This is a genomic window from Streptomyces sp. NPDC051684 (genome assembly GCF_044453445.1).
Taxonomy (GTDB): Bacteria; Actinomycetota; Actinomycetes; order Streptomycetales; family Streptomycetaceae; genus Streptomyces.
The window spans coordinates 187,927-213,930 of record NZ_JBITCS010000006.1 but is presented as its reverse complement, the minus strand read 5'-3'; the positions used below and the strand labels follow the sequence as shown (position 1 = coordinate 213,930).

General features: G+C 69.8%; 18 protein-coding genes and 2 pseudogenes. 6 read left to right on the top strand and 14 right to left on the bottom strand.

What is annotated here, in order from left to right; translation table 11 throughout:
- Window positions 1-267 precede the first annotated feature (267 nt).
- Window positions 268-1,494, top strand: coding sequence for a thiolase family protein (locus ACIA8D_RS10010; RefSeq protein ID WP_399230488.1), 1,227 nt, complete (start codon window positions 268-270; stop codon window positions 1,492-1,494).
- Window positions 1,491-3,623, top strand: coding sequence for a 3-hydroxyacyl-CoA dehydrogenase NAD-binding domain-containing protein (locus ACIA8D_RS10005; protein ID WP_399230486.1), 2,133 nt, complete (start codon window positions 1,491-1,493; stop codon window positions 3,621-3,623). The genes ACIA8D_RS10010 and ACIA8D_RS10005 overlap by 4 nt, the downstream gene beginning before the upstream one ends.
- 65 nt (window positions 3,624-3,688) lie before the next feature.
- On the opposite strand, the gene ACIA8D_RS10000 is transcribed toward ACIA8D_RS10005, so the two are convergent.
- The 6 genes from ACIA8D_RS10000 to ACIA8D_RS09975 form a co-directional block, all read right to left on the bottom strand.
- Window positions 3,689-4,717: a hypothetical protein gene (locus tag ACIA8D_RS10000; RefSeq protein ID WP_399230485.1), complete on the bottom strand. Its 1,029-nt coding sequence runs from the start codon at window positions 4,715-4,717 to the stop codon at window positions 3,689-3,691.
- A gap of 208 nt (window positions 4,718-4,925) precedes the next feature.
- On the bottom strand, window positions 4,926-5,987 hold the full coding sequence (locus ACIA8D_RS09995; protein WP_399230484.1) for a C40 family peptidase: 1,062 nt from the start codon (window positions 5,985-5,987) through the stop codon (window positions 4,926-4,928).
- A 33-nt stretch (window positions 5,988-6,020) separates the two neighbouring features.
- The gene (locus tag ACIA8D_RS09990) at window positions 6,021-6,503 is read right to left on the bottom strand and encodes a poly-gamma-glutamate biosynthesis protein PgsC/CapC (protein WP_399230483.1); all 483 of its coding nucleotides are present in this window, start codon (window positions 6,501-6,503) and stop codon (window positions 6,021-6,023) included.
- Window positions 6,500-7,975, bottom strand: coding sequence for a poly-gamma-glutamate synthase PgsB (gene pgsB, locus ACIA8D_RS09985; protein WP_399230482.1), 1,476 nt, complete (start codon window positions 7,973-7,975; stop codon window positions 6,500-6,502). Before pgsB ends, ACIA8D_RS09990 begins: the two co-directional genes overlap by 4 nt.
- Before the next feature lie 8 nt (window positions 7,976-7,983).
- Window positions 7,984-10,239: a HAMP domain-containing protein gene (locus ACIA8D_RS09980; protein WP_399230481.1), complete on the bottom strand. Its 2,256-nt coding sequence runs from the start codon at window positions 10,237-10,239 to the stop codon at window positions 7,984-7,986.
- Between the two features lie 238 nt (window positions 10,240-10,477).
- On the bottom strand, window positions 10,478-11,653 hold the full coding sequence (locus tag ACIA8D_RS09975) for a CapA family protein (protein WP_399230679.1): 1,176 nt from the start codon (window positions 11,651-11,653) through the stop codon (window positions 10,478-10,480).
- Between the two features lie 89 nt (window positions 11,654-11,742).
- Here ACIA8D_RS09975 and ACIA8D_RS09970 point away from each other — a divergent pair, with 89 nt between their 5' ends.
- The 3 genes from ACIA8D_RS09970 (at window position 11,743) to ACIA8D_RS09960 (ending at window position 13,393) form a co-directional block, all read left to right on the top strand.
- Entirely contained in the window at window positions 11,743-12,711 is a 969-nt protein-coding gene (locus ACIA8D_RS09970) for a hypothetical protein (protein WP_399230479.1), read from the top strand.
- Entirely contained in the window at window positions 12,708-13,100 is a 393-nt protein-coding gene (locus ACIA8D_RS09965; protein ID WP_399230477.1) for an NTP pyrophosphohydrolase, read from the top strand. Before ACIA8D_RS09970 ends, ACIA8D_RS09965 begins: the two co-directional genes overlap by 4 nt.
- Window positions 13,101-13,225: 125 nt before the next feature.
- The gene (locus tag ACIA8D_RS09960; RefSeq protein ID WP_399230476.1) at window positions 13,226-13,393 is read left to right on the top strand and encodes a hypothetical protein; all 168 of its coding nucleotides are present in this window, start codon (window positions 13,226-13,228) and stop codon (window positions 13,391-13,393) included.
- A 619-nt stretch (window positions 13,394-14,012) separates the two neighbouring features.
- Here the strand turns inward: ACIA8D_RS09960 and ACIA8D_RS09955 are convergent.
- On the bottom strand, window positions 14,013-14,162 hold the full coding sequence (locus ACIA8D_RS09955; RefSeq protein ID WP_399230474.1) for a hypothetical protein: 150 nt from the start codon (window positions 14,160-14,162) through the stop codon (window positions 14,013-14,015).
- A gap of 351 nt (window positions 14,163-14,513) precedes the next feature.
- On the opposite strand from ACIA8D_RS09955, the pseudogene ACIA8D_RS09950 reads away from it, so the two are divergent.
- Window positions 14,514-15,609 (top strand): annotated as a pseudogene (locus ACIA8D_RS09950) (LCP family protein).
- A gap of 969 nt (window positions 15,610-16,578) precedes the next feature.
- Here the strand turns inward: ACIA8D_RS09950 and ACIA8D_RS09945 are convergent.
- The 7 genes and pseudogenes from ACIA8D_RS09945 to ACIA8D_RS09915 form a co-directional block, all read right to left on the bottom strand.
- Window positions 16,579-16,944 (bottom strand): annotated as a pseudogene (locus tag ACIA8D_RS09945) (glycosyltransferase family 39 protein); the annotation flags it as partial.
- Between the two features lie 295 nt (window positions 16,945-17,239).
- Window positions 17,240-18,769 carry an amino acid permease gene (locus tag ACIA8D_RS09940; RefSeq protein WP_399230471.1) on the bottom strand — a complete coding sequence of 510 codons (1,530 nt, stop codon included), beginning with the start codon at window positions 18,767-18,769 and terminating at the stop codon, window positions 17,240-17,242.
- 147 nt (window positions 18,770-18,916) lie between these two features.
- Window positions 18,917-20,839: a 1-deoxy-D-xylulose-5-phosphate synthase gene (gene dxs, locus ACIA8D_RS09935; protein ID WP_399230469.1), complete on the bottom strand. Its 1,923-nt coding sequence runs from the start codon at window positions 20,837-20,839 to the stop codon at window positions 18,917-18,919.
- A 226-nt stretch (window positions 20,840-21,065) separates the two neighbouring features.
- A complete protein-coding gene (locus ACIA8D_RS09930) occupies window positions 21,066-22,370 on the bottom strand; it encodes a sugar ABC transporter permease (RefSeq protein ID WP_399230466.1) in 1,305 nt (434 codons plus the stop codon).
- Window positions 22,367-23,158, bottom strand: coding sequence for an ATP-binding cassette domain-containing protein (locus ACIA8D_RS09925; protein ID WP_399230465.1), 792 nt, complete (start codon window positions 23,156-23,158; stop codon window positions 22,367-22,369). The genes ACIA8D_RS09930 and ACIA8D_RS09925 overlap by 4 nt, the downstream gene beginning before the upstream one ends.
- Before the next feature lie 187 nt (window positions 23,159-23,345).
- Entirely contained in the window at window positions 23,346-24,464 is a 1,119-nt protein-coding gene (locus ACIA8D_RS09920) for a sugar ABC transporter substrate-binding protein (protein WP_399230463.1), read from the bottom strand.
- A gap of 121 nt (window positions 24,465-24,585) precedes the next feature.
- A complete protein-coding gene (locus tag ACIA8D_RS09915; protein WP_399230461.1) occupies window positions 24,586-25,797 on the bottom strand; it encodes an ROK family protein in 1,212 nt (403 codons plus the stop codon).
- Window positions 25,798-26,004 lie beyond the last annotated feature (207 nt).

Below are 26,004 nucleotides of genomic sequence, written 5' to 3'. Positions count from 1 at the left end.
CCCCGGACCCCGCGCCTCGATCGCCGGCGGGGCTTGCTCATGCCGACCGAGCCTTGGGCGGCAGGGTGGGCAAGGCGGCGCCCGGTGCCGCGCAAGCCCCGCCGCAAATGTGACCTTCGCCGCTCCGGCCGAGGGGGCTTCAAGACTTGGTTACTCGCAAGTAGCATGACGGTATTCGCAGCGCGCCGTCCGCGTACCCGGAAACGGATCCGTACGGGACGACCGCGCCGCGCGGCAGCGCATTCCCGCACCTGGAGGAGAGCCATCGTGCCTCGTACCGTCAGGGACGTCGTCTTCGTCGACGGCGTCCGCACCCCGTTCGGCAAGGCGGGCCCGAAGGGCATCTACCACGAGACCCGCGCCGACGACCTGGTCGTCAAGTCCATCCGGGAGCTGCTGCGCCGCAACCCGAACCTGGACCCCGCCCAGATCGACGAGGTCGCCGTCGCCGCGACCACGCAGATCGGTGACCAGGGCCTGACCATCGGCCGCACCGCGGGCATCCTCGCGGGCCTGCCGCAGTCGGTCCCCGGCTACTCCATCGACCGCATGTGCGCGGGCGCGCTCACCGCCGTGACGACGACGGCCGGCTCCATCGCCTTCGGCGCGTACGACGCCGTCATCGCGGGCGGCGTCGAGCACATGGGCCGCCACCCCATGGGCGAGGGCGTCGACCCGAACCCGCGGTTCGTGAGCGAGAAGCTCGTGGACGAGTCGGCCCTGTTCATGGGCATGACCGCCGAGAACCTGCACGACCGCTACCCGCACATCACCAAGCAGCGCTCCGACGAATACGCCGTGCGCTCGCAGGAGAAGGCGGCGAAGGCGTACGCGAACGGCAAGATCCAGCAGGACCTCGTCCCGATCTCCGTGCGCAACACCAACGCCGAGGTCGGCGAGACCGGCTGGGGCCTGGTCACGGCCGACGAGCCGATGCGCCCGGGCACCACCCTGGAGAGCCTCTCGGGCCTCAAGACCCCGTTCCGTACGCACGGCCGTGTCACGGCCGGCAACGCGGCCGGTCTCAACGACGGCGCGACGGCCTCGATCATCGCCTCCGAGGACTTCGCCCGCGAGAACAACCTCCCGGTCAAGATGCGCCTCGTCTCCTACGCCTTCGCGGGCGTGGAGCCGGAGGTCATGGGCTACGGCCCGATCCCGGCCACGGAGAAGGCCCTCGCCAAGGCGGGCCTCGGCATCGAGGACATCAACCTCTTCGAGATCAACGAGGCCTTCGCCGTCCAGGTCCTGGCCTTCCTCGACCACTACGGCATCGCCGACGACGACGCGCGCGTCAACCAGTACGGCGGCGCCATCGCGTACGGCCACCCGCTCGCCTCCTCCGGCGTCCGCCTGATGACGCAGCTGGCCCGCCAGTTCGAGGAGCAGCCGGAGGTCCGTTACGGCCTCACGACCATGTGCGTCGGCTTCGGCATGGGCGCCACGGTCATCTGGGAGAACCCGCACCACAAGGACGCCGGAGGCGACAAGTGAGCACCACCACCGCTGAGCTCCTGAAGGGCGCATCCGCCCTCTTCGAGGACGAGGTCGTCACGTCGGCGCACGTACGCCACCTCGACCTCCCGTACGGCGCGGGCAAGTTCGCCCTCATCACGCTGGACAACGGCCTGGACCACACCAAGCCGACCACGTTCGGCCCGGCGTCCCTCGCCAACCTGAACGCGGCGATCGACCAGGTCGAGAAGGAGGCCGCCGAGGGCGACATCGTCGGTGTCGGCGTCACCGGCAAGCCGTTCATCTTCGCGGTCGGGGCCGACCTCAAGGGCGTCGAGCTGCTGAAGAAGCACGACGACGCGCTCGCCATCGGCAAGGGCGGCCACGAGGTCTTCAAGCGCCTGTCCGCCCTCGCGGTCCCCACGTTCGCGTACTACAACGGCGCGGCGATGGGCGGCGGCGTCGAGGTCGGCCTGCACTGCAGCTACCGCACCGTCTCGAAGGCCCTCCCGGCCTTCTCGCTGCCCGAGGTCTTCCTCGGCCTGGTTCCGGGCTGGGGCGGCTGCGCCCTGCTCCCGAACCTGATCGGCGCGGACAGGGCCGTCTCGGTCATCATCGAGAACAGCCTCAACCAGAACAAGCAGCTCAAGGGCGTGCAGGTCTACGAGCTGGGCATCGCCGACGCGCTGTTCGAGGGCGCGGACTTCCTGGAGCAGTCCCTCATCTGGACCGCTCAGGTCCTCAAGGGCGACGTCAAGGTCGAGCGCCCGGACGTCGACCGCGGCGAGGCCTGGGACCAGGCCGTGGCGCGCGGCAAGTTCATCGCCGACTCCAAGGTGCACGGCGCCGCCCCGGCCGCGTACCGCGCGCTCGACATCATCGCGAACGCGAAGTCCGGCGATCTCCAGGCCGGTTTCGACGCCGAGGACCAGGCCCTCGCGGACCTGATCATGGGCGGCGAACTCCGCTCCGGCATCTACGCGTTCAACCTCGTCCAGAAGCGCGCCAAGCGTCCCGCCGGCGCCCCGGACAAGAACCTGGCGCGCCCGGTGACGAAGGTCGGCGTGGTCGGCGCGGGCCTGATGGCTTCGCAGCTGGCCCTCCTCTTCCTGCGTCGCCTGGAGGTCCCGGTCGTCCTCACGGACATCGACCAGGAGCGCGTGGACAAGGGTGTGGGCTACGTCCACGCCGAGATCGAGAAGCTGCTCGGCAAGGGCCGCATCAACCAGGACAAGGCGAACCGCCTCAAGGGCCTGGTGTCGGGCGTCCTCGACAAGGCCGAGGGCTTCGCGGACGCCGACTTCATCATCGAGGCCGTCTTCGAGGAGATCGGCGTCAAGCAGCAGGTGTTCGCGGAGGTCGAGGCGGTCGCCCCGGCCCACGCCATCCTGGCGACCAACACCTCGTCCCTCTCCATCTCGGAGATGGCGTCGAAGCTGAAGCACCCCGAGCGCGTGGTCGGCTTCCACTTCTTCAATCCGGTCGCGATCCTCCCGCTCCTGGAGATCGTCCGCGGCGAGCAGACGGACGACGCGGCGCTGGCGACGGCGTTCGGCGTCGCCAAGAAGCTGAAGAAGACCGCGGTACTGGTCAAGGACGCCCCGGCGTTCGTGGTCAACCGCATCCTGACCCGCTTCATGGGCGAGATCCAGAACGTCATCGACGAGGGCACGCCGGTCGCGGTCGCCGAGAAGGCCGTCGAGCCGCTCGGCCTCCCGATGTCCCCGCTGGTCCTCCTGGAGCTGGTCGGCCCGGCCATCGGCCTGCACGTCTCGGAGACCCTGAACCGCGCCTTCCCGGACCGCTTCACGGTGTCCCCGAACCTGGCGGCCGTGGTCAAGGCCGGCAAGCGCGGCTTCTACGTCTACGACTCCGGCAAGCCGGAGCTGGACCCGGAGGTCGCGGCGCTGCTGAAGCAGGGCGACGTGGTCCTCTCCGAGGAGCAGACCCGCGACCGCGTCCTCGACGCGGTGGCCCAGGAGATCGGCCTGATGCTCGACGAGAACGTCGTCGCCGAGGCCCAGGACATCGACCTCTGCCTGATCACCGGCGCGGGCTGGCCCTTCCACCTGGGCGGCATCACGCCGTACCTGGACCGGGCGGGCGTCTCCGAGCGGGTCACCGGGAAGAAGTTCCTGGCGGCCGGGGTGGCTTCGGTCCCCGCGTAGCCCGACCCCGTTTCGCGACGGCCGCTCCCGCTGTGCGGGGGCGGCCGTCCGCGTGTGCGGCGCGGTCAGACCACCTGCCGCCACGCCTCGAGGGCCAGGCCGGGCTCGTCCTTCCGGCGTGTGAGGAGCATGCGGTCCGGGCTGCCGGGAACGTACACCGCCGCGACGACACGGCCGGCGTCGTCGGCCAGGGCGATGCGGGCGTCGGACGGAACCGGGTCCCCGGACTCCGTCCACCAGGCGCCCGCGCTCTCCAGCTCCGTGGGGTACGCGGCGAACTCGACCCGCCCGCCACTCGCACGCTGGGCCAGCAACGTGCAGTCGACGTCGTCCAGTTGGCAGCGCATCGCCGTCAATGGCCCGTCCCCGGCGGCCGCCACCAGACGGACCGGGTCGCTCTCGCCGCGCCAGGCGTACAACCCGCCGTCGTCGTCTGCGTAGAAGAGGGTGGTGTGTGCCGAGGACGTGGCCAGCGCCCGCAGGGTGTGCGGGCGGGGCGACGCCGGTTGCGGCTTCTCGTCCTGGACCGGTGTCGCGCCCGGCTTCTCCTGACGCCAGCGCAGGATCCCGTCCAAGGTCGCAGCGTACAGCGTGATCAGCCCCGACTCCCCTGCCACGGCGGCGAGTTCACCGCGGACGTCCGTCCCCTTGAGGTCGGTCCACGGCCCCCAGCCGCCCTTCTCCAACTGCGCGCGCATGCTGACGCCACCACCCTTGTTGCCCACGAACACGTGGGCGCGCCCCTGCGCGTCGACGGCGACGGCGGGCGGCCCGGTGCGGTCGCCCTTCTTGTTCGGGTGACCGATGGGGTTCCAGTCGAGCGCGGCGAGGTGCGACTGGAAGTGCGTCGAGTGCACGAGTCCGGACTCGCCGGGGAGGGTGGGGCGCCAGGTGGCGAGGTGGGCGTATCCCTCGGCGCTGCGGGCGACGGCGAGGTCCGGGCGCACGCGCTGGTCACCGCCCACCGTGCGGGGTGGTGACCAGGGGGCTTCGGGGTGCTGCTCGACGCGGCAGACGACCGCGTTGTCTTCGGGGGCGTACGCGTACGCACAGAGGGCGCCGTCGCGCCCAACGATCAGCCAGTCGCCGTTCACAGGGCCCAGCTTAGGGCTTGTCGTTTGGATCAGGCCGGGCTCGCGGGGCCTGGCACGCACGCTCGCGGCGTTGTCGTCGGTCGACGACGCTCCGCGTCGCCTCCCTCCTCCGCCTTGCGATCGCACGCACCAGGCCCCGCTCCCTGATCCGGCCTGATCCAAACGACAGGCCCTAGGCGGGGCGCTCGGGCCCTCGGCGGCCCGGGCGTCACAGGCGCTTGGCACTGCGGAACAGCCCTGCGTAGAAGCCGTTGCCGTCGACCCGTGAGGTGCCGCCCTGGTCGCCCATGGTCGGTCCGTTGACCTCCTTGCGGCTGGAGACGAAGACGCGGTGGCCATTGGTGTCCAGGCCGAGGTAGAGGGCGACGTGGTCCATGTGGTTGCTCGTACGGTGGTCCATCTTGAAGAAGAGCAGGTCGCCGGGTTGGAGCACGTCGATGTTGGTGGGGCGGGTGTACCAGGGCGCCGGGCCCCGAAGCTTGACGATGTCGACGCCCACCTTGGAGCGGGCCATGCCGTCCGCGGTGCGTGGCAGGCCGTCGCCCACCTTGTTGGTGGCCGCCAGCGGGAAGCGGGCCCGGTAACCGAACACCATGCGCATGAATCCGGAGCAGTCCAGGGAATGCAGGCGGTCCGCGTGCGGCTGCAGGGTCGTTCCATTGCGGAAGGTGTAGGGGATGCCCAAGTAGTCGTAGAAATCGTTCTGTTCGAGGCGGTCCACGCCGTCCTTCTTGAACGGGCCGAAGAAGGCGTCGCCCGCGTACTGAAGTCCCTCGTCGTCCTTCTTGACGGGTGCTCCTTCCACGTACTGGAAGGCGTAGGAGAAAAGGTCGCCCTCTTCGCTGCCGTAGTACTGCTTGAACCAGTCCTTGAACCATTGCTGCTTCTCGGCGCCCTTGCGCCAGGCCTCCGGCATGAGCCGTACCCAGTCCTCGGTCACGACCTTGGACTTGGTGTTCGTGGGCTCACTGAAGGTGCGGGAGGGGCCCTTGAGAGTCGCGGTACGGGCGCCGTCGGTGAACGTGGCGAGTACCTGGCCGCCCTCGCCGCGCAGCACGGAGCGCTCGGGGTTCTTCAGGCGCTCCCAGGTCTGCTTGCCACCCTTCTCACCACCGCTGGTCTCCAGGAGCGGGGAGTCGGTGACCGCCTGCACCGTGGGGGCCTTGGCGTCCGTGTCCTTCTTCAGTTCGACCGTGAGGTAGCCGCTCGCGCCAAGCAGGGCGAGGACGGTGACGGTGTGCAGGACGGGGCGCTTCTTCTTGGGGGGCATGGGAGTTCGGCTCCGGTCTGGGAACAGGTGGGGTCAGGCGGACGGCATGAAGCCGAGGAGGATGCCCGCGGTCAGGACGACGTAGGCCATCAGCGTCACCGAGCCGGTCGCGAGGAGAGTGGGGCCCTTGGGCTGGCGGACCAGCTGGTAGGCGATCAGGCCGGGCACGATGAAGCCGAGAGTCTGGTTCGCGTACATCAGAGGGAATTCCAGGGAGAGGACGATCATGACCGTCGCCTGGAGCGTGACGCCGAGCAGCACGACGGCCGCGAACAGCCGCTTGCCGTAGAGGATCACGAACTTCTGCATCAGCAGGGTGCCGACGTACGTCAGGACGGTGACACCGAGCACCATCGCCGCGCGCTGGAGGTCCTCGACGAGCGTGAGGGCCAGCCAGCCGGGCGTGATCATGCCGCCGGGCGACAGGTTCGTGGTCAGGTAGCAGATCAGGGAGAACAGCAGCCCGATGGCGATGCCGACCGCGGCGATCTCGGGCGTGAGGACGGAGGGAATCAACGGTGCTGCTCTCCTGCTGAGTTGTGCCACTGCTCGAAGTCGTCGGCGGGCGGGGCGGGGGGTACGACGGGGTCGAACATGCCGCGCGGGCGAACCGGTTCGAGCTGCGGTACGGGGTACTGGTACTGGCTGTCGGTCCGTTGCACGGGCACGGCGGGCGGCGCGGCGTACCGCTCCTCGTACGCGGGCGAGTACTGCTGGTACGGATCGATGCGCGGCGCGTACAGCTGGACCGTCTCGACGTGCTGCGGCATCTCGGCCGCGATGTCCAGGTCGGCCTCGTCCGGGGTCTCGTCCGCCGGGAGTTCGGCGAGGTAATCCAGGAGGTGCTCGCCCTGGCCGTGGATGTTGCCGATCGCCACGAGCGAGGAGTCGCGGCCGAGACGGTCCAGCAACCGGCCCATGAACTCGCCGGGGTCGCGGCGGTCGCCCCCGAGGTCGACGGCGCGGTCGCGGTAGGCCGCGGGGATCGCATCGATCGCGGACTTGGCGGGGTGGCCGATGACGAAGACGTGCTCGGGGTCGAGGTCGGGGATGATCTCGCCCATCTGCCCGTTGCGTTCGACGCGGTCGGGGCGGCAGTTGATGACGACGTTGAGGGGGCGGTGGATGGCGCCCAGGTCGAGCAGCTGGTTGATGTTCATCAGCGTTGACTCGGGGTCGTTCGCCGCGAAGACATTGGCGAAGCGGAGCTTTTTGTCCTCGGGAGCGATGTAGCGCTCGACGGACAGGACGCCCGGGTCCGGCGGCGCGTCGTACATGCCCTGGAGCGCGGTCTGCCGCTCGACGCCGAGGAGGCCGGCGACGACGAGGGCGATGGCCACGTTCTCCTTGAACGTGAACCAGCTGAAGCCGCGCAGTTCCTCGTCGGTGACCATCTCGGGGTCGGCGTAGACCAGCTCGCAGTTCCGGGCGTCCGCCTCCTCCTGGAGGATGTGGAAGCGGTCCACCTCGGCGGTGACGCAGATGCCGTTCTCGGGCATGGAGCGGCACAGCGACCGGGCGACGTCGTCGAGGGTGGGGCCCATCTCTGCGAGGTGGTCCTCGCGGACGTTGCAGAGCACGCCGATCGTGGAGCGGATCAGCTTGGACTGGTTGATCTCCTGAAGTGCGGGCATGACGGCCATGCACTCGATGACCAGGGCGTCCGGGTGGTACGCGGCGGCGCGGCGCACGATGCCGATCTGCTCGACGACGTTGGCGATGCCGAACTTGCGATAGACCGGCTCCTCGGTGGCGTCCGGGTGGATGAAGCGGGCGGCGGTGCCGGTGGTCTTGGCGACCGTGGTCAGGTCGCCGCCGCGCAGGGCGCCCGCGCACAGGCGGGTGATGGACGACTTGCCGCGGATGCCGTTGACGAGCACGCGGGTCGGTATGTGTTCGAGGTTGACGAAGTGTCGTCGCTGTTCGATCACACCGGCGATCAGCAGGACGGCTCCGCACACCACGAGCACGGTGTAGAGGAAGAGCACGATGATTCCTAGTTCCTACGGGCTCCGGCAGGCGTGCGCGGGTGCGCGCCCTGCCGTCGCTGCTGTTGCCGCTGTCCCTGCAACTGCTGGCGTACGAGTTCGAGGCTGCGGGCGACGGCGCCGACCTCGTCGTGGTGGCGCGGGAAGAGCACCGTCTTGCGGTCGCCGTCCGCCAGGCGCTCGGCCTGGCGGGCCAGTTCGCGCAGCGGCCGCACGACGACGATGTGCAGCCAGCCCAGGCACGCGGCGGCTGCCGTGGCACCGAGCAGGCCCGCGAGCACGGTGCGGTCCTGGTACGTGTACGCGGGGATGGCGAGGCCGGACGCGGGCTGCCAGCTCACCACGGTCCAGCCGAGGGACTTCGCGGCTCCGCCGCCCACGAAGGGCGCCGCCGCCGCGATCCGGATGTCGCCGCCGTCGCGGAACATCACGCCGCTGGGGCGCGGCGCCAGGCCCACCTTCTGGTTGCTGCCGTCGACCAGTTCGTCGAGGCGGCTGCCGGGCAGGCCGTGGAAGGCGAGGTAGCCGGTGTTGCCGCCGATGATGCGGTGCTTCGCGTCGACGACCCTGACGTCACCGAGTCCGGGCCGCTTCAGCACGGAGTTGAGGAAATCGACGCGGATCTCGCCGACCACCGCGGCGCCGCCGCGTCCGGGCAGTTCGGCGGTGCCGAGGATGACGGGTGTCTTGCCCTCGTCGTCGAGGACCCGGACGGCCTTCGTCGAAGGGGCCTCGCCCTTTGGGCTGTGCACGTCGCCGCCTGCCTTGGCGAGGACGCCGCCCTTGGCGTCCAGGACGTAGATCGACTGGTAGCGGGTGTGCTCGCTCATGGTGCGTTCCAGCACCTCGGTCATGTCCGCGGGGCTGGTGCCGTCGCCGATCAGCGAGGCGACGGAGGCGAGGTCCGCCTGCCCCTCGTTGAGGGCGCGACGCACCCGGTCGCTGAGGGTGTCGGTGCGTTCGCGCTGGTCGTTGACCATCTGCTGCGGCACGACGACGGTGTCACCCGCCCGGTTGAGCAGGAGCAACAGCGGGGCGCACCACACGAGCAGCAGCACGGCCGCGACCGCCACGAGGGCGCGGGCTCCGCGGCGGCGGCGTACCGCCGGGGCGTCGTGCGCACTGTCCTCGGGGCTCTGGTCGAGAAGCTGTCGGCGCAGCCGCTCCAGGGCAACGCCGATCCGGGCGGCCTCGCCGCGCCGCGGCACGGCGACCGGGCGGGCGAGGTCGCCGCGAGTGAGGCGGCGGCTCTCCAGGAACAGCCGGATGAGCGGGCGTTGCACCGTACCGAGCAGGAAGGCGACGGTGAGGCCGCCGATGACGAGGAGGGCGGCCGCGGCGAGCAGGCCGAACACGGGACTGCTCGTGGTCAGCGGGTCCTCGGCGACCTTCGTCATGGCGACGACGCTGAGGCCGAGCGAGGTGGCGACGGTGGTCTCGCCGGCCTCGGGCGCGGCCAGCGCGGCGTATCCGGCGATCTGCCGCTCACCCAGGTAGCGGTCGCCGGTGAGACTGCCGCTGACGCCGGTGAAGCCACCGGAGCCGGGCTCCTTCGACTGGAGGGGGTTCTGTTCGGCCTTGCGCGCGGCGGTCTTGGCGAACGCCTTGAGCCGGCGGTCGGACTCCTTGGCCTCTTCGCGCTGAGTATCGGTGCGGACCTGCTCCGGCTCGGGGACTCCGTCGCTGCTGAGCACGGTGCCGGCGGAGTCGACGACGGCGATGGAACGGAACTTTCCGAGGCTGATGCCGGGGAACTTGAGGCTCGCCGAGGTGACGATCAGTTGCTGCGGCCGCCCCTTCCAAGCGAGCAGCCCGAAAGAGAGCAGCCGGCTCTCGCCGTTCTCCAGGCGCACCATGCGCGGGGCGAGTCCGTCCTCGGCGCCGAGCTTGCTGCGGTCGATCGCGGTCAGCGGGACGTTCTCGCCGCGGGCGGCGAGCAGCTTGCCGGTCTTGATCTCGACGACGGCGCTGCCGTTCCACTTCTGGTAGACGTTGCCGATCTTGTCGAGGACGGCGTCGGCGGGCACCGGGTCTCCGGCGTTGAACAGCGCGGCCGTCCGCGTCAGGTCGGTGACGCCCTCGTCGACGGAGGCGCGCAGCGCGATCGCACCGTCCTCCGCGAAGTGCTGCTGTGACGTCATCACCGCCTTCGGCAGGCCCGCGTTGTCGAGACGTCCGAGGGTGAGGGCGGTGACCCCCGCGAGGACGAGAAGCAGAACCGACAGCACCGCGATGGGCGGGCGAATGCCTCCCAGAAGGGACATGTCGGATCGTCGGCGGACCTTGTGCCGCCGCTTCGTACGCGAAGCGGCCAAGGGAGGGCTCCTCTCGGGCGGGTCAGGGCGCGCATGGGCGCGGGACCGTGGGCAGATTCCGGCGATCCGGATGCTTCTGACCCGACCGGGACTCAAATGGTTGTACGAATGAGGGGGAAGTGTGACCCATGCCTCACACGAGCCTCAGATGTCCCACCGGGCCCCTCGAAGAGGCCACGGGGAGCGCTCAGTTCGGCAGCGGCTCCAGCGCCTCCAGGCCGTCCTCGGTGGCGCCGCGATTGAGCAACGTACCCTCGGTGCGCCGGAACGCCAGCCGGTAGCGGGCGCGCTCCTGCCCGGCCACCTCGCCTCCCTTGAGGGCCGCGGCCACGTCGACGAGCCGGTGGTCCTTGACCGCGCCGTCCGGCACCGCGCCCGAGGCGTCGGGGTCCGGCGGGATCTCGGTGAGGGTGGGCACGTACTTGGCCCGCACGTCCCAGTCACCGCCCCGCTTGCTGAACTCGAACCAGCCGACGACACCCTCCTCGGTCAGCCCCGTGGGCACCTCGTGCCGTGCGACCTGGTTCCCGAGCCCGTACGCGATCCAGGTGCCGTCCACCTTCTCCATCGGCTGCACGACATGCGCGTGGTGGCCGATCACCAGGTTGATGCCGGTCTTCTCGGCGATTCTGCGGCCGAGGGCGAGCTGGGAGCGGCTCGGGTCGGAGTGATACTCGCGGCCCCAGTGGATGGAGAGGATCACCACGTCGGCACCGGCCTCACGGGCCCGCTTCTCCGCGGCGGCGATGGCGTCGAAATCGGTCTCGTTCGCCAGCCAGGGCTTGCTCTTGGGCAACTCGTTGCCGTTGAACCCGAAGGCGTAGGAGAGCTGGGCGACCTTGACGCCGTTGACGTCCATGATCAGCGGCTTGGCGGCCTCGGCGGCGCTGCGGGCCGAACCCGTGTGCTTGAGGCCCGCCTTGTCGAGCACGTTCAGCGTGTCGGTGACGCCGGCGGAGCCGTGGTCGAGGGTGTGGTTGGAGGCGGTGGAGCAGGTGTCGTAGCCGACATCCTTGATCGTCGTGGCGATCTGCGGCGGCACCCGGAAGGCGGGGAAGCCCTCGAAGGGCCCGCCGGGCTTGCCCGCGACCGGCTCGAAGTGGCAGATGGCCAGGTCGGCCTTGCCGATGACCGGTTCGACCGCGGCCAGCATCGGACCGAAGTCGATGCCCTTCTCGCCCTTGCCCGTGGTCTTCGCGTCCTTGCGGGCCTGATCGGTGAGTTCCGGGTGGATGAGGATGTCGCCGGCCGCGGCGACGGTGAACGAGGGGCCGGTGGGGGCGGCCTTGTCGTCATCCTGTCCGAACGGCCCGCAGGCGGTGGCACCCGCGAGAAGGACGGACAGGGAGGCACCGGATATCACGAGACGGGGCGAGCGGGTCCGGCGGGCCGAACCGGTCCGGCCGGGAACACGGGAGAGGCATCTGTTCACCGGGATAGTTTTATACAACTATGACGCCCAACCAGCTGAAGACGGTCACAATTGCAACAATCCTTGTCGTTGTCACCACCGCCACCGGCCTGCTGACGGCCTGTGGCGGCGACCGGGAGCCGGACACCCGCGCCCGACCCGACAGCCGCTCGGGCGTCGACCTGATGGCCCGCGTCGACGACTACACGGCGCGCTTCCGACCCGGCTCCGGGTACCAGGAACCGTCCCGCCGCGACCGCGACACGGTGGCGCGGGGCGTGCGGCTGCTGCTCGACGGGGACCGTACCGCGGCTCGACGCGCCCTCGCCGACATCGACTTCACCGTCCGCATGCTGACCGACAGCGCGACGGGGCGCCGTTATACGGAAGTCGCCGATCGCAGCGACGCCGGACCCGCGCCTCGCGGCTGGGGCCGGGTCTACCTCGCACAGGACGCCACACCCGCGAGCGACCGCTGGACGGTCCAGGTGCCGCACCCGGTCGCGGACCGGAACACGGAACGCCTCGGTGTCGGCGTCCTGCGTGGTGCGCCCGGAGGCCTCATGGTCCTTGCGGGCGCGCACCGCGCGGCCGGTGAGGGCGACGCGGCGGACGTCGCACACCGCAAGGACACCGTGTTCGACGCCGTCTGCGCCGCGCTGGCCGAACGCGGTCTGCCCGCCGTGCAGGTCCACGGTTTCGCCGACTCCTCCGCACCGGGCCGCGACGCAGTCGTCTCCACGGGCCGCGGCACGGTCGCCCGCCCCGAGGGCCGGCTCCTCGCCGACGCCCTGCACGACCGGGGCTTCCCCGTGTGCCGCGCCTGGTCCGCCTCCTGCCCCCTGGAGGGCCGCACGAACGTGCAGGGCCGCAAGGCGGCGGCGGAACACGTAGCGTTCCTGCACATCGAGTTCAGCAACCGGATCCGTACGGACGGACAGCGCACGGCAGACGCCGTCGCGGCGCTCGGCCGGGTCACGAACCTGTGGCAGAAGGGCGAGCGACCATGACGACGCTCCTGGTGGTGGACGGCGCGAACGTGGTCGGATCCGTGCCTGACGGGTGGTGGCGGGATCGGCGCGCGGCGGCGGAGCGGCTGCGCGACCGGTTGGCCGAGTACGCGCGGGAGCACCCCGACGAGGACGTGGTGCTGGTCCTGGAGGGCCGGGCCCGCGGCGTCGAGCCCGTGCCCGGCGTACGGGTGGAGAACGCCTCCGGCGAGGGCGACGACCACATCGTGGCGGTGGCGGCGAGGGCCGAGGGGGCGTGTGTGGTGGTGACGGCGGACCGGGAGCTGCGGAGGCGGGTGGCGGAACTGGGTGCGAGCACGGTGGGACCGCGCGCGGTCCGCGACGTCGGCCGGGAACGGGGGGACCGGCCGACGCAGGACGGTCAGTAGGTACCTCCGTAGTAGCCGTTGGCCGGCACGCCGACCGGGACGCCGAGCACTGTGGAGGTTCCGGCTGCTCATTGCCATTGCGCACGAACCCGATGTGCGGGGCCATTCCGTCGATGAGGAAGTTGATGAGCCCCATCAGCACCGGCACGTTCCGTCGTGTCACGTCGGTGTGGTTGGTGATGAAGGGGGACTCGCTGAAGACGAAGTTGAAGTTGCGGTATCTCTGGAACAGCCCCAGGAACGGCTCGACCTGGACGGGGAACTGTTCGTCCTGCGGTGACGACAGCAGGTAGATGTTGGCGTCGGTGTGCGTCTCGGACCGCACCAGATCGGGGATGATCGCGTCCAGGGCCCTTACGTTCTCCTGCCGGTTGCCGTCGCCCGTCATGTACTGGGCCACGGTGGGGTGCTTGCCCTCGACGTACGTGCCCACGAGGAACTGGGGCACGATGGAGACGATGTTGCGGAATCCGTAGCGCAGACCGAAGTACAGGGCCGCGCTGCCGCCCTTGGATCCGCCCCACATGGTGACCTGGTCGGGTGTGAGACCGAGGGACTTCATGACGTTGGAGATCAGCCTGATGACGGACTGCTCCAGGGAGAAGTCCATTCCCTTGCACCAGTAGTAGGTGTTCTTGCCGTCGAACTTGTCGCGGATCCAGAGGATGTTCGCCCGCAGATTGTCGAAGACGCCGTTCGACCAGCCGTATTCGTCGGGCGCGGAGAAGTTTGCGAAGACGACGACCAGATGCCGGTTGCCGTTCTTGGCATGCGCGAACCGGTACTCGACGGGACAGGACCCCGAGGCCTCTATTCCGTTGAGCAACTTCCGCCCGCTCACGGGTGCTTTGGACAACCGCGAGCGTTCCGGGCACCGGGTGGAGGCCGAAGCCGCGGGGCCCAGTGAAGGCCTCACCGGGCCGCACCTGCCCCCCAGACGAACACTCCGGTCTCGGCGGCGGAGACGACCTCGATCCGGCCGTCGCTCAGCGCGATCGGCACCGACCGCGCGTGGAGCCCCGCCCCTCCCAGGTCCTCCCACCAACGGCGCTCTCGGTCCACCTCAACAGGCCACCCTCGGCGGGGGCGTACAGGCTCAGCCGACCCGCCCTTTCCGGTCGTGAGCCACTGCCCGTGCGCGGCGGCGGATGCGACACGCACTCGCTCTCCACCCATGGCCGGGCGGGATCCCGGAGTTCTGGCGACCTTCTCCGCATGGCTTGGCGTACCTTCCTGAGTCTCGCCGCAGGTGTGGATGGGCGCATCAGGAGCGCCGTCTCGGACGAGCGCCACGTCGGGAGTGCCGTACGCGGCAGCCCCCAGCACCTCGCGGACCGGCTCTCTCTCCCCCCCACCCGAGTCCTCACACCGAACGCCCGCCCCACGGGCACGACTCACAAGGACTCAGGCACGATGAGCCACACCTCCACCACCTCGCGCCGTCGTTCGACCCCTCCGCACAGCGTGGCCGTCGCAAGCAGAAGACCCGCGGCAGACGCGTGCGCCGGATCATTCTGTGGACCCTGTTGGTCCTCGTCCTCGCCGCGGGCGGCACCGGCTACCGGCTCTACAACAATCTCAACAGCAACATCGACGGCGTCGACCTCGACAAGGCGATCGGCAGGGACCGGCCCGAGAAGCTCCCGACGTCGCGTCGGGGCAGAACATCCTGGTGCTCGGGTCCGACTCCCGGTCGGGCAAGAACGCCTCGCTCGGGACCGGCAAGGCCGCCGGGGCCCGGTCCGACACCGCGATGGTGCTGCACATTCCCGAGGGACGGTCACGGGCGACCGCCGTGAGCATCCCCCGCGACACCCTCGTGACCCGCCCCGGGTGCACCAAGGACGACGGTACGAAGACGCCGTCGGCGGACCGCGTGATGTTCAACTCCGTGTACTCGCTCGCCGGTCCGGCCTGTGTCGTGAAGACCGTCGAGGCGATGTCCGGCGTGCGCATGGACCACTTCGTGGAGATCGACTTCGCCGGGTTCAAGGGCCTGGTCGACGCCATCGGTGGAGTGAGCGTCACCGTCGACAAGCCCATCCACGACAAGTCCAGCGGGCTCGACCTCGCCGCGGGCACGCACAAGCTGGACGGCACGCAGTCGTTGGCCTTCGTGCGGACCCGGCACGGCGTCGGGGACGGTTCCGACCTCGGGCGCATCGGGCTCCAGCAGCAGTTCATGATCGCCCTGTTGAGCGAGATCAAGCAGCAGGATCTACTGGACAGCCCGACCAAGACGTACAAGATCGCGAACAGTCTGACCGCTTCGCTCACGACCGACGACGGACTCGCCTCGCTCAAGAAGCTCGCCACGTTCGGGCGCAGCATGCAGGGCGTCGACCCGGCGAGCATGGAGACGATCATGCTGCCGGTCGCGCACGACAAGGCGGACCCCAACCGGGTCGTGGCCGCGCAGCCGCAGGCCGACACCCTGTGGAAGGCGCTCCGCAGCGACCGGGAGATCCCCGAGTCGGCGAAGAAGTCGCCCGCGAAGGGCGGCTCCTAACCGCTCCGGCCCGCGGCCTCCCCGCCCGCCTGGACGCGTTCGTACACCACGGCTCCGTCCACGCGGGCCACTTCGCGATACCCGCGCAGCAGCCGGCCCACCGCCCCCCACCCGTCCCGGCCCGTACGCCTCCCCCCGCGAATCGTCCACGACCACCCCCGGCGGCCTCCTCCGCAGTTCCGCCCGGAACGTCCCCCAACCCCCCGCCACCCCGTGCCGCTCCCCCACCTTCCCCCCGTCCCGCCCCCCGCTGAAGTTCGTCAGGAGGCCCGCCGTCAGGAAGCGGCTTGCCGGGGTGCGGTCGGCAAGCCAGTACGTTTCCGGGTGCATGCCCCAGATCAGGACCCGGTCGGCCGGGGACGAGTGGTCGCGCAGAGCCGCGGCCACCCGTTCCGCGTGGGTCAGTTCGGCGCGGGGGGCCAGCAGGCCCCAGGACAGGAACAGGGCGGCGCAGCATGTCGTGACCACCAAGGAGCGACGCAGGTTGTCGCGGGGAAGAATGTGCAGCGCCAGCGTGCCCAACAGGGCCAGGGGTGGCACCAGTTGGAGGTAGTAGTGGCCGAAGAAGTGGAAGCCGGCCGCGACCGCCACCGACGATGACGCGAGCCACAGCCACAGGTCTGCGCAGCCCGTCCGCGCGATGCGCAGCACCCGGGCGATCGGCGGCAGCACGCCCGCGCACGCCACCGAAAGGATCGCCGCGTTCGTCAATCCCCGGACCAGGACGTGGAGTTCGGAGCCGGTGATCGAGGCGTACGCGCCCGACCCCGTCACCGTCCAGAAGAGGAAGCCCGCGGGGTTGGTCGCCAGTGCGGCGGCCGCGATCGGTGCGGCGAGGCCAATGGCACACCGCAGCAGCCCAAACCGCCACAGCCCACCCCGCCGCGACCCACCTCTCGGCCTCCCCGCCCCCCGCCACAACATCCACACCACCGGCACCACCACCGCTCCCCCGGTCTGCTTCGCCAGGAACGCCCCCGCGAGCGCCGCCCCGCACCAGCCCCACCTGCGGCGGTCCGCGCACCACAGCGCCGCTGCCGTCCACGGCAGCATGAACACCTCGAACGTCGCGGCCTGCGTGTCCTCCGGGTTGAGGCCGATGGACAACACGACGTACAGGACGCCTGCCGTCCAGCCCGCCGTGTCGCCCCAGCGGCCGCGCGCCAGGGACGCCAGGAACACCGCCGTCACCACGTGCGCCGCCACCGCGCACACCCGCACCGGCGTGAGCGAGTCCGAGCCGAAGAGCGCGAACACCGCCTCGTAGAGCCAGGGGACCAGCGGGGGTTTGCGGTCGACAACGGTTTCGTACAGCGTGCCGCCGTGCGCCAGCATCCTTGCCTGGACCGCGAGATAGCCCTCGTCCGGGTTCCACAGCGGGCGCGTGAAGGACGGGGCGCGGGTCACGCAGGCCAGGGCCATGAGGGTGAGGAGCAGGCGGGGCCAGTAGCGGCGGGGGCGGGAGTTCGCGCGTCTTGGGAGTCGTGAGGGGGCTTCGTCGGCTTCGGATGCGGATGGTCGGGACGAAGGCGCCTCGGTGAGCATGGGCGCCAAACTATCCGCCCCCGTATGTCCCATTTAGGAGGGACATACGGGGGCGGGCAGATGGAGGTGAGGGTTCAAGTCGCCGTTACTGTGCGTTGCTCCGCCCCGCGGCGCCCCGCGCCGCACGGCTGTGCCCGCGGCCGTACACGAAGTAGATCACCACGCCCACCACCATCCACACGGCGAACCGCAGCCATGTCTCCACCGACAGGTTCAGCATCAGCCACACCGAGCACGCCACCGAGGCGATCGGCAGGAACGGCACCCACGGGGCCTTGAAGGCGCGCGGCAGGTCGGGGCGGGTGCGGCGCAGGATGAGGACGCCGAGTGCCACGACGACGAAGGCGAAGAGCGTGCCGATGTTGACGAGCTTGGAGAGCTCTTCGAGGGAGATGAAGCCTGCCACCAGTGCCGTCAGGAGGCCCAGGATGATCGTCGATCGGTACGGCGTGCGGAACTTGGGGTGGACCGCGCTGAACACCGGGGGCAGCAGCCCGTCACGGCTCATCGCGAAGAAGACGCGGCTCTGGCCGAGCAGCAGGATCATGCAGACGGTCGTCAGGCCGATGACCGCGCCGAAGGAGATCAGGCCCGCCCAGAACGGGTGGCCGACCGACTTGAACGCCTCCGCGAGCGGTGCGCCCGGGTCCAGGTCCTTGTAGTTCTGCATGCCGGTGACGACCGCGGCCACGGCCACGTACAGGACGGTGCAGATGGCGAGGGAGCCGAGGATGCCGCGCGGGACGTCCTTCTGCGGGTTGCGGGTCTCCTCGGCCGCGGTCGCCACCACGTCGAAGCCGATGAACGCGAAGAAGACGACGGCCGCGGCGGTGAAGATGCCCATCACGCCGAAGCTGGACGGGGTGAAGCCGGCGATGCCTTCGAGGAGTGTCGCGCTCAGTCCCGAGCCGCTCTTGTTGTCCTGGGCCGGCGGGATGTACGGGGTGTAGTTGCTGGACTTGATGAAGAAGGCGCCGACCGCGATCACGATCAGGACGACCGTGACCTTGATGGCGACGACCACCGAGGTCACCCAGGCCGACAGCTTCATGCCGACGACGACGACCGTCATCACGGCGACGACCAGCAGGAACGCGGCGATGTTGAAGCTGAAGCCGTGCCCCGAGCCGGGGCCCTGGAGCCCCGTCGGGAGCGGGATGCCCCAGCTGTCGAGGAGGGACTGTACGTAGCCCGACCAGCCGACCGCGACCGTCGCGCAGCCCAGGGCCAGTTCGAGGATCAGGTCCCAGCCGATGATCCAGGCGGGGAACTCGCCGAGCGAGGCGAAGGCGAAGGTGTACGCCGATCCGGCGACCGGGACCGTCGAGGCGAACTCCGCGTAGCAGAGCGCGGCGAGGGCGCAGACCACGGCGGCGACGACGAAGGAGATGGTCACGGCGGGGCCCGCGTAGTCGGTGGCGGCCGTGCCGGTGATGACGAAGATGCCGGAGCCGATGACGACTCCGACGCCGAAGACGGTGAGGTCGAGGGCGGAGAGGGTCTTCTTGAGCTTGTGCTCGGGTTCCTCGGTGTCCTGGATGGACTGCTCGATGGACTTGGTCCGGAACAGGCCGTTGCGGCTCCGCTCCGGGCCCGTGTCTGGCGTGGTGCTCACCGGCTACCTCCGTAGGCATCGTCTCCCGGACATGATCGAGAGGACTTGGCTTCGGCGCGCGGGTGAGTCAACCGTATTCATGCGAATGGGGCCGGTCGAGCCCCCTTATGGGGGATCGGCCGGCCCCGGTCGACCTGTCGCAGGCGATCAGTCGCGGGCGGGCTCCATCTCGTCCACCGCGGCGGCTTCGCGACGGCCGTCCAGCTTGGAGACCAGACCCGTCACCTGGCGGGCGATGTCCGGGGCCGTGAGGCCGATCTCCGCCATGATCTCCTTGCGGGAGGCGTGCTCCAGGAAGCGCGGCGGGATGCCGAAGTCGCGCAGCGGGACGTCGACGCCCGCGTCGCGCAGGGCCTGGGCGATGGACGAACCGACGCCGCCCACGCGGGAGTTGTCCTCGACCGTGACGACGACGCGGTGGCGCTCGGCGAGCGGGGCCATCGCCTCGTCGACCGGCTTGACCCAGCGGGGGTCGACGACGGTCGTCGTGATGCCCTGCTTGTCGAGGAGGCCGGCGATCTCCAGGCACATCGGGGCGAGGGCGCCGACCGAGACCAGGAGGACGTCCGGCTTGTCCGCCCCCGCCTCGCGCAGCACGTCCATGCCGCCGATCTTGCCGACCGCCTCGACGGCCGGGCCGACCGCGCCCTTGGAGTAGCGGACGACGGTGGGGGCGTCCTCGACCTGGACCGCCTCGCGCAGCTGGGCGCGGACCTGGTCGGCGTCGCGCGGCGCGGCGATCCGGACGCCGGGGACGACCTGGAGGAGGGACATGTCCCACATGCCGTTGTGCGAGGCGCCGTCGGTGCCGGTGATGCCGGCCCGGTCCAGGACGAAGGTGACCCCGCACTTGTGCAGGGCGACGTCCATGAGGAGCTGGTCGAAGGCGCGGTTGAGGAACGTCGCGTAGACCGCGAAGACCGGGTGCAGGCCGCCCTGGGCGAGGCCCGCCGCGCTGGTCGCCGCGTGCTGCTCGGCGATGCCGACGTCGTAGACCCGCTCGGGGAATTCGTCGGCGAACTTCTTCAGGCCGACCGGCTGGAGCATCGCGGCGGTGATCGCGACGATGTCCTCGCGCTCGCGGCCGAGCTTGACCATCTCGTCGCCGAAGACGGAGGTCCAGTCGGCGCCGGAGGCCTTGATCGGCAGGCCGGTGTCGGGGTGGATGGGGCCGATGCCGTGGAAGCGGTCGGCCTCGTCCTGGAGGGCGGGCTTGTAGCCGCGGCCCTTCTCGGTGAGGCAGTGCACGATGACCGGGCCGCCGAAGCGCTTGGCGCGGGTGAGCGCGGACTCCAGGGCCTCGATGTCGTGGCCGTCGATCGGGCCGACGTACTTCAGGCCGAGGTCCTCGAACATGCCCTGCGGGGCGATGAAGTCCTTGAGGCCCTTCTTGGCGCCGTGCAGCGTCTCGTAGAGGGGCTTGCCGACGACCGGGGTGCGCTCCAGGAGGTCCTTGCCGCGGGCCAGGAAGCGCTCGTAGCCGTCCGTGGTGCGCAGGGTCGCGAGGTGGTTCGCGAGGCCGCCGATGGTGGGCGCGTAGGAGCGCTCGTTGTCGTTCACGACGATCACCAGCGGGCGGTCCTTGGCCGCGGCGATGTTGTTCAGCGCCTCCCAGGCCATGCCGCCGGTCAGCGCGCCGTCGCCGATGACCGCGACCACGTGGTCGCCGCGGTCCTGGATCTCGTTCGCCTTCGCCAGGCCGTCGGCCCAGCCGAGGACGGTGGAGGCGTGGCTGTTCTCGATCACGTCGTGCTCGGACTCGGCCTGCGAGGGGTAGCCGGAGAGGCCGCCCTTCTGCTTCAGCTTGGCGAAGTCCTGGCGGCCGGTGAGCAGCTTGTGCACGTAGGACTGGTGGCCGGTGTCCCACAGGACCTTGTCCTGGGGGGACTCGAAGACGCGGTGCAGGGCGATCGTCAGCTCGACGACGCCCAGGTTCGGGCCGAGGTGGCCGCCGGTCTTGGAGACCGCGTCGACGAGGAAGGTCCGAATCTCGCCTGCCAGCTGGTCCAGCTGCTCCAGGCTGAGCCGGTCCAGATCGCGCGGTCCCGTGATGCGGGTCAGCAGCGGCACCCGTGCCTCCTTGCGATAGAGCTGTGAGTAGCTGGTTGAGCTGTCGAGCTTGTCGGGCCTGTCGAGTCTAATGTTCCGTCACTGAAAGCGGCGTGCGGGCTGTGCGTTCCTCGTCACGCCCTCGTCACGAAACAGAACCGTCCGCACGGCCCGTACGCAGGACTGTGCCCGGCGTCACCATTGACGCCGGGCACAGTCGGTCCTGGCCGGAAGGGGTCGGCAGCCGTCAGGCGCGGCCGGCCGTCTTCTGGGTCTTACGGGTGATCGAGTCGATGACGACCGTGGCGAGAAGCACACCACCGGTGATCATGTACTGGATCGGGGTGGCGATGCCCTGGAGCGCGAGACCGTACTGGATCGACGTGATCACCAGCACACCGAGCAGCGCGTTCCAGGTGCGGCCCCGGCCGCCGAAGAGGCTGGTGCCGCCGATGACGGCCGCGGCGATGACGTTCATCAGGAGGTCGCCGGCGCCGGCGCTCTGGTTGGCCGCCGCGATCTTGGAGGCCCAGAAGAGGCCGCCGACCGCCGCGAACAGGCCCGCGAGGGAGAAGACCGAGATCCGGATCGCCGTGACGTTGATACCGGCACGCCGGGAGGCCTCGACGCTGCCGCCGAGCGCGTTGACCTTGCGGCCGTACGAGGTGCGGCGCAGCAGGAAGTCGGTGCCCACGAGGACGATGCCGAACAGCAGCACCGCGAGCGGCAGGCCCTTGTACTGGTTGAAGATGACCGCGACGGCGAAGAGGGCGATCGCGAGCAGCACCGTGCGCAGCACGATGTCGCTGAGCGGCCGGGACGGGATGCCCGCGGCCTCGCGGCGCCGGTTGCCGAGGAAGGTCGGCACGAAGTAGCCGAGGATCGCGATGACGGCGAGCCCGTAGGCGGCGGCGACGTCGGAGAAGTAGTACGTGGTGAGCTTGCCCACCACGCCGTCTCCGTCGATGTTGATGGTGCCGTTGGAGCCCAGGATCTGGAGCATGAAGCCGTTCCAGAACAGCAGGCCCGCCAGGGTGACGGCGAACGCGGGGGCGCCGAGCCGGGCGAAGAAGAAGCCGTGCAGGGCACCGATGAGCGCGCCCGCGGCGAGCGAGATGAGGACGGCGAGCCACTCGTTCATCCCGTGCGTGACGCTGAGCACCGCGGTGATCGCCGATGAGACGCCGGAGACGGAGCCGACCGACAGGTCGATCTCGCCGAGCATCAGCACGAAGACGATGCCGACGGACATCATGCCGGTGGCGACCATCGCCACGAGGATGTTGTTGATGTTCTCCGCGCCCAGGAACGCGGAGTTCAGGCTCTGGAAGATCGCGCCGATGATGATCAGGCCGATGACGACCGGGATGGCGCCCAGGTCACCGCCCTTGATCTTGCGCTTGAACTCGCCGAGGTAGCCCGCGAAGCCCTGCTCGCGCACGAGGAGGCGGGGGTCGACGCCGGTCACGGCGGCGCCCGCCGCCACGCCGGGCTCGTCCACGGGCGCCGTGGTCTTCTCGACGCTCACTTCTGGGGTCTTGTCGATGCTCACTTCTGGGCCTCCCCATTCGCGCGAGCCGCACGACGGGTCACGGCGTTGTCCGTGGCGCCGGTGATGGCGGAGATGATCTCTTCCTGGGACGTGTCCTTGACCGTGAACACGCCGTTGTTGCGGCCGAGCCGCAGGACCGCGACCTTGTCGGCGACGGCCTTCACATCGGCCATGTTGTGGCTGATGAGGATGACCGCGTGACCGCGCTCGCGCAGCCGCTCGACGAGGTCCAGGACCTGCGCGGTCTGCTCGACGCCGAGGGCGGCGGTCGGCTCGTCGAGGATCACCAGCTTGGGCTCGCCGAGCATGGAGCGAGCGATGGCCACAACCTGGCGCTGACCGCCGGAGAGCGAGGCGATCGGGATCCGCACGCTGGGTATCCGGATCGACAGGGTCTCCAGGAGCTCGCGGGAGCGGCGCTCCATCTCGACCTCGTCGAGGATGCCGCGCTTCTTGATCTCGCGGCCCAGGAACAGGTTGCCGACGACATCGATGTTGTCGCACAGCGAGAGGTCCTGGTAGACGGTCGCGATGCCCAGGTCCTGGGCATCGTGCGGCCGGTTGACCGTGACGGCCTTGCCGTCCCACTCGATGACACCGTCATCGATGGGGTGCACGCCGGCGATCGTCTTGACCAGGGTGGACTTTCCGGCACCGTTGTCGCCGACCAGGGCGACCACCTCACCGGCGTGGACTTCAAGCTCTACGTCGGTGAGCGCCTGCACGGCACCGAATCGCTTGGAGACCCCGCGCAACGCCAGCACGGGCGTAGCGGACACGTGAACCATCTCCTTCACCGCCAAGGGTCTGGCCCGGCGGGAGGTTGAACTCAGAAGAATGAGGGGGGTGTTGGTGTTCCGTCCGGCGCCGCGCCGTTGAGCTTGCGGGGCTGTTGGCGGCGGGGCGCCGGACGTGCATCAGGGGCCCGTCAGGGCCGCGGGGGAGGCTGCTGAGCGCGCTCCCGGATCACTCGGGTTACTTCAGGCCGATCTTGTCGCAGGCCTTCTTGTACTTGGCCGTGCAGATGTCGTTGACCGTGTAGTAACCCTCCTTGATGACCGTGTCCTTGATGTTGTCCTGCGTCAGGGAGACGATCGGGACGATCACGGAGGGGATGCCCTTCTCGGTGCCGCTGTCGACCTTGGTGGTCTGCAGCGAGCTGTCGAGCTTGCCGTCCTTGGCGATGGAGACGGCCATCTTGGCGACGGTCTCGGCCTCCTGCGGGTAGGACTTGAAGACCGACATGTACTGGTCGCCGGTCACGATCCGCTGCACGCCCGCGAGTTCGGCGTCCTGGCCGGTGACCGGGGGAAGCTTGGAGACGCCCGCACCCTTGAGCGCGGTGATGATGCCGCCCGCGAGGCCGTCGTTGGCGGAGTAGACGCCGACGATCTTGTCCTTGCCGAGGGCGGAGATGGCGCCCTCCATGTTGGTGTTGGCGTTCTCCGGCTTCCACTCCTTGGTGTCGTACTCCTTGCCGACCTTCACCTTGCCGTCGAGGACGGAGTGGGCGCCCTTCTTGAAGTCGCCGGCGTTCGGGTCCGTGGCGGCCCCGTTCATCATGACGATCTCGTTGCTCGGCTTGGCCTTGTCGCCCAGGGCCTTCAGCAGCGCCTTGCCCTGCTCCTTGCCGACCTCCTCGTTGTCGAACGAGGTGTAGGCGGAGATCGGGCCCTCGGCCAGGCGGTCGTAGGCGACGACGGGGATGTCCGCGTCCTTGGCCTTCTTCACGCCGTTGGCGACTGCCTTGGAGTCGACCGCGTCGAGGATCAGCACGTCCACCTTGTTGGTGATCATCGTGTCGATCTGCTGCGACTGGACGGACGCGTCCTGCTTGGCGTTGAGGTACTGGACCTTGCCCTTGCCATTCGTCAGCTTCTTGACCTGCTGCTCGATGATGGGCTTGTCGAACTTCTCGTAACGCGCCGTCTGGTTCTCCGGAAGGAGCAGCCCTATCTTCAGCGCGTCGGTCTTCTTCCCGGCGGTCTTGTCGCCCTCGTCCTTGGACTCCTTGGCGCTGCCACAGGCGGCGAGGGACACGGCCATGGCGGTGGCACAGACAGCAACGGCGGCACGACGCATACGCGTGTTCACTTCAGAAACCTCCCTGACGAGGCCGCGTCGTTGCGGCCGAGGTGGCTGGAAGTCAACTCGGCCGCAACCGCAGCGTCAAGGAGTAAATCCTTAACGGGTTGGCAACGGTGTCATGCGTTCTCTAAGTGAAGGCAGGTGTGGCTGCGGGCACAGCCCCCGCACCGGACCCGTCCAAAAGCATCGAATCGCCCATCTCGCTGAGTGCGAGGGCCAGCGCCCCGAGCACCTCGGCGCGGCCGCCCAAGGCCCCTGGGAGGACCGAGAGTTGGCGTCCGGCGCTGGGGATCGCGTAGCGCCCCACGGACTCCCTGATGGGCCCCAGGACCAGCTCACCGGCCTCCGCCAGATCGCCGCCGAGGACGACCCGGCTGGGGTTGAGCAGGTTGCACAGGTTCGCGACGCCGGAGCCGATGTGCCGGCCCACGTCCGCGACGACGCGGCGGCAGCCGGGGTCCCCGTCGCGCGCGAGCCGGACGACCTTCTCCATGGTGAGGTCGGTGCCGTGGCTGGACTGGAGCAGCGGCAGCACGTAGCGGGCGGCGGTGAAGGTCTCCAGGCAGCCGCGGTTGCCGCAGCGGCACACGGGCCCCGACTCGTCGAGCGTGATGTGCCCGATCTCCCCCGCCGTGCCGCCCGGGCCGCGGTAGATCTTCCCGCTGATCACGAGGCCCGCGCCGACACCGCTGGCCACCTTGATGTACGCGAGGTCCTTCACGCCCCGGCCGCTGCCCCACACCAGCTCGCCGAGCGCGCCGAGGTTGGCGTCGTTGTCGACGTGCACGGGGACGCCCAGGCGGCGGGCCAGCTCCTCGGCGGGCTTGGTGCCCGACCAGCCCGGCAGGATCGAGGTGGAGCCGAGCGTGCCGCTCTCCACGTCGATGGGGCCCGGCACGCCGAGCCCGACGCCCGCGACCTTCGCCCGGTCCACGCCGGTGGCCACGATCAGGCGCTCGACCAGCTCTTCGGCCCGGTCGAAGCCCTGCGCGGCGGAGGCGTCCACGTCGAGCGGCTCGGACTCCTCGGCGAGCACCTGGTGGGCGAGGTTGCCGACGGCGACGCGCAGGTGGGTGTGGCCGAAGTCGACGCCGATCACGATGCCGGCGTCGCCGCTGAGCGAGACGCTGCGGGCCCTGCGGCCACCGGCCGACGTGGGCGTGACCTCGACGGTTCCGCCGTCCTTCAGTTCGCGGACGATGTTGGAGACCGTCGCGGCCGACAGGCCCGTCGCCCTCGCGATCTCCGCCTGCGTGAGCGACCCGGCGAGGCGTACGGCACGCACGACCCGCTCGAGATTGGCCCGGTGCAGCGAGGACTGCGACCCCGGAGTCTCCATTGACCCACCCTTAGTCCCTTGGCCCACGTCACCCTACGTGACCAGACCTTGTACAAGTTATGAACTCCAAGCTCCGCTGAAGGTGTCTCCGCCGTCAAGCCCTTGACGGAAATCGGTTCCTTCGACGCGAGCAGGGGTCGGGCCCCGAAGAGACGTCTCTTCGGGGCCCGACCCCTGCTCGCGGAACGGGTGGGGCGTCAGCGGAAG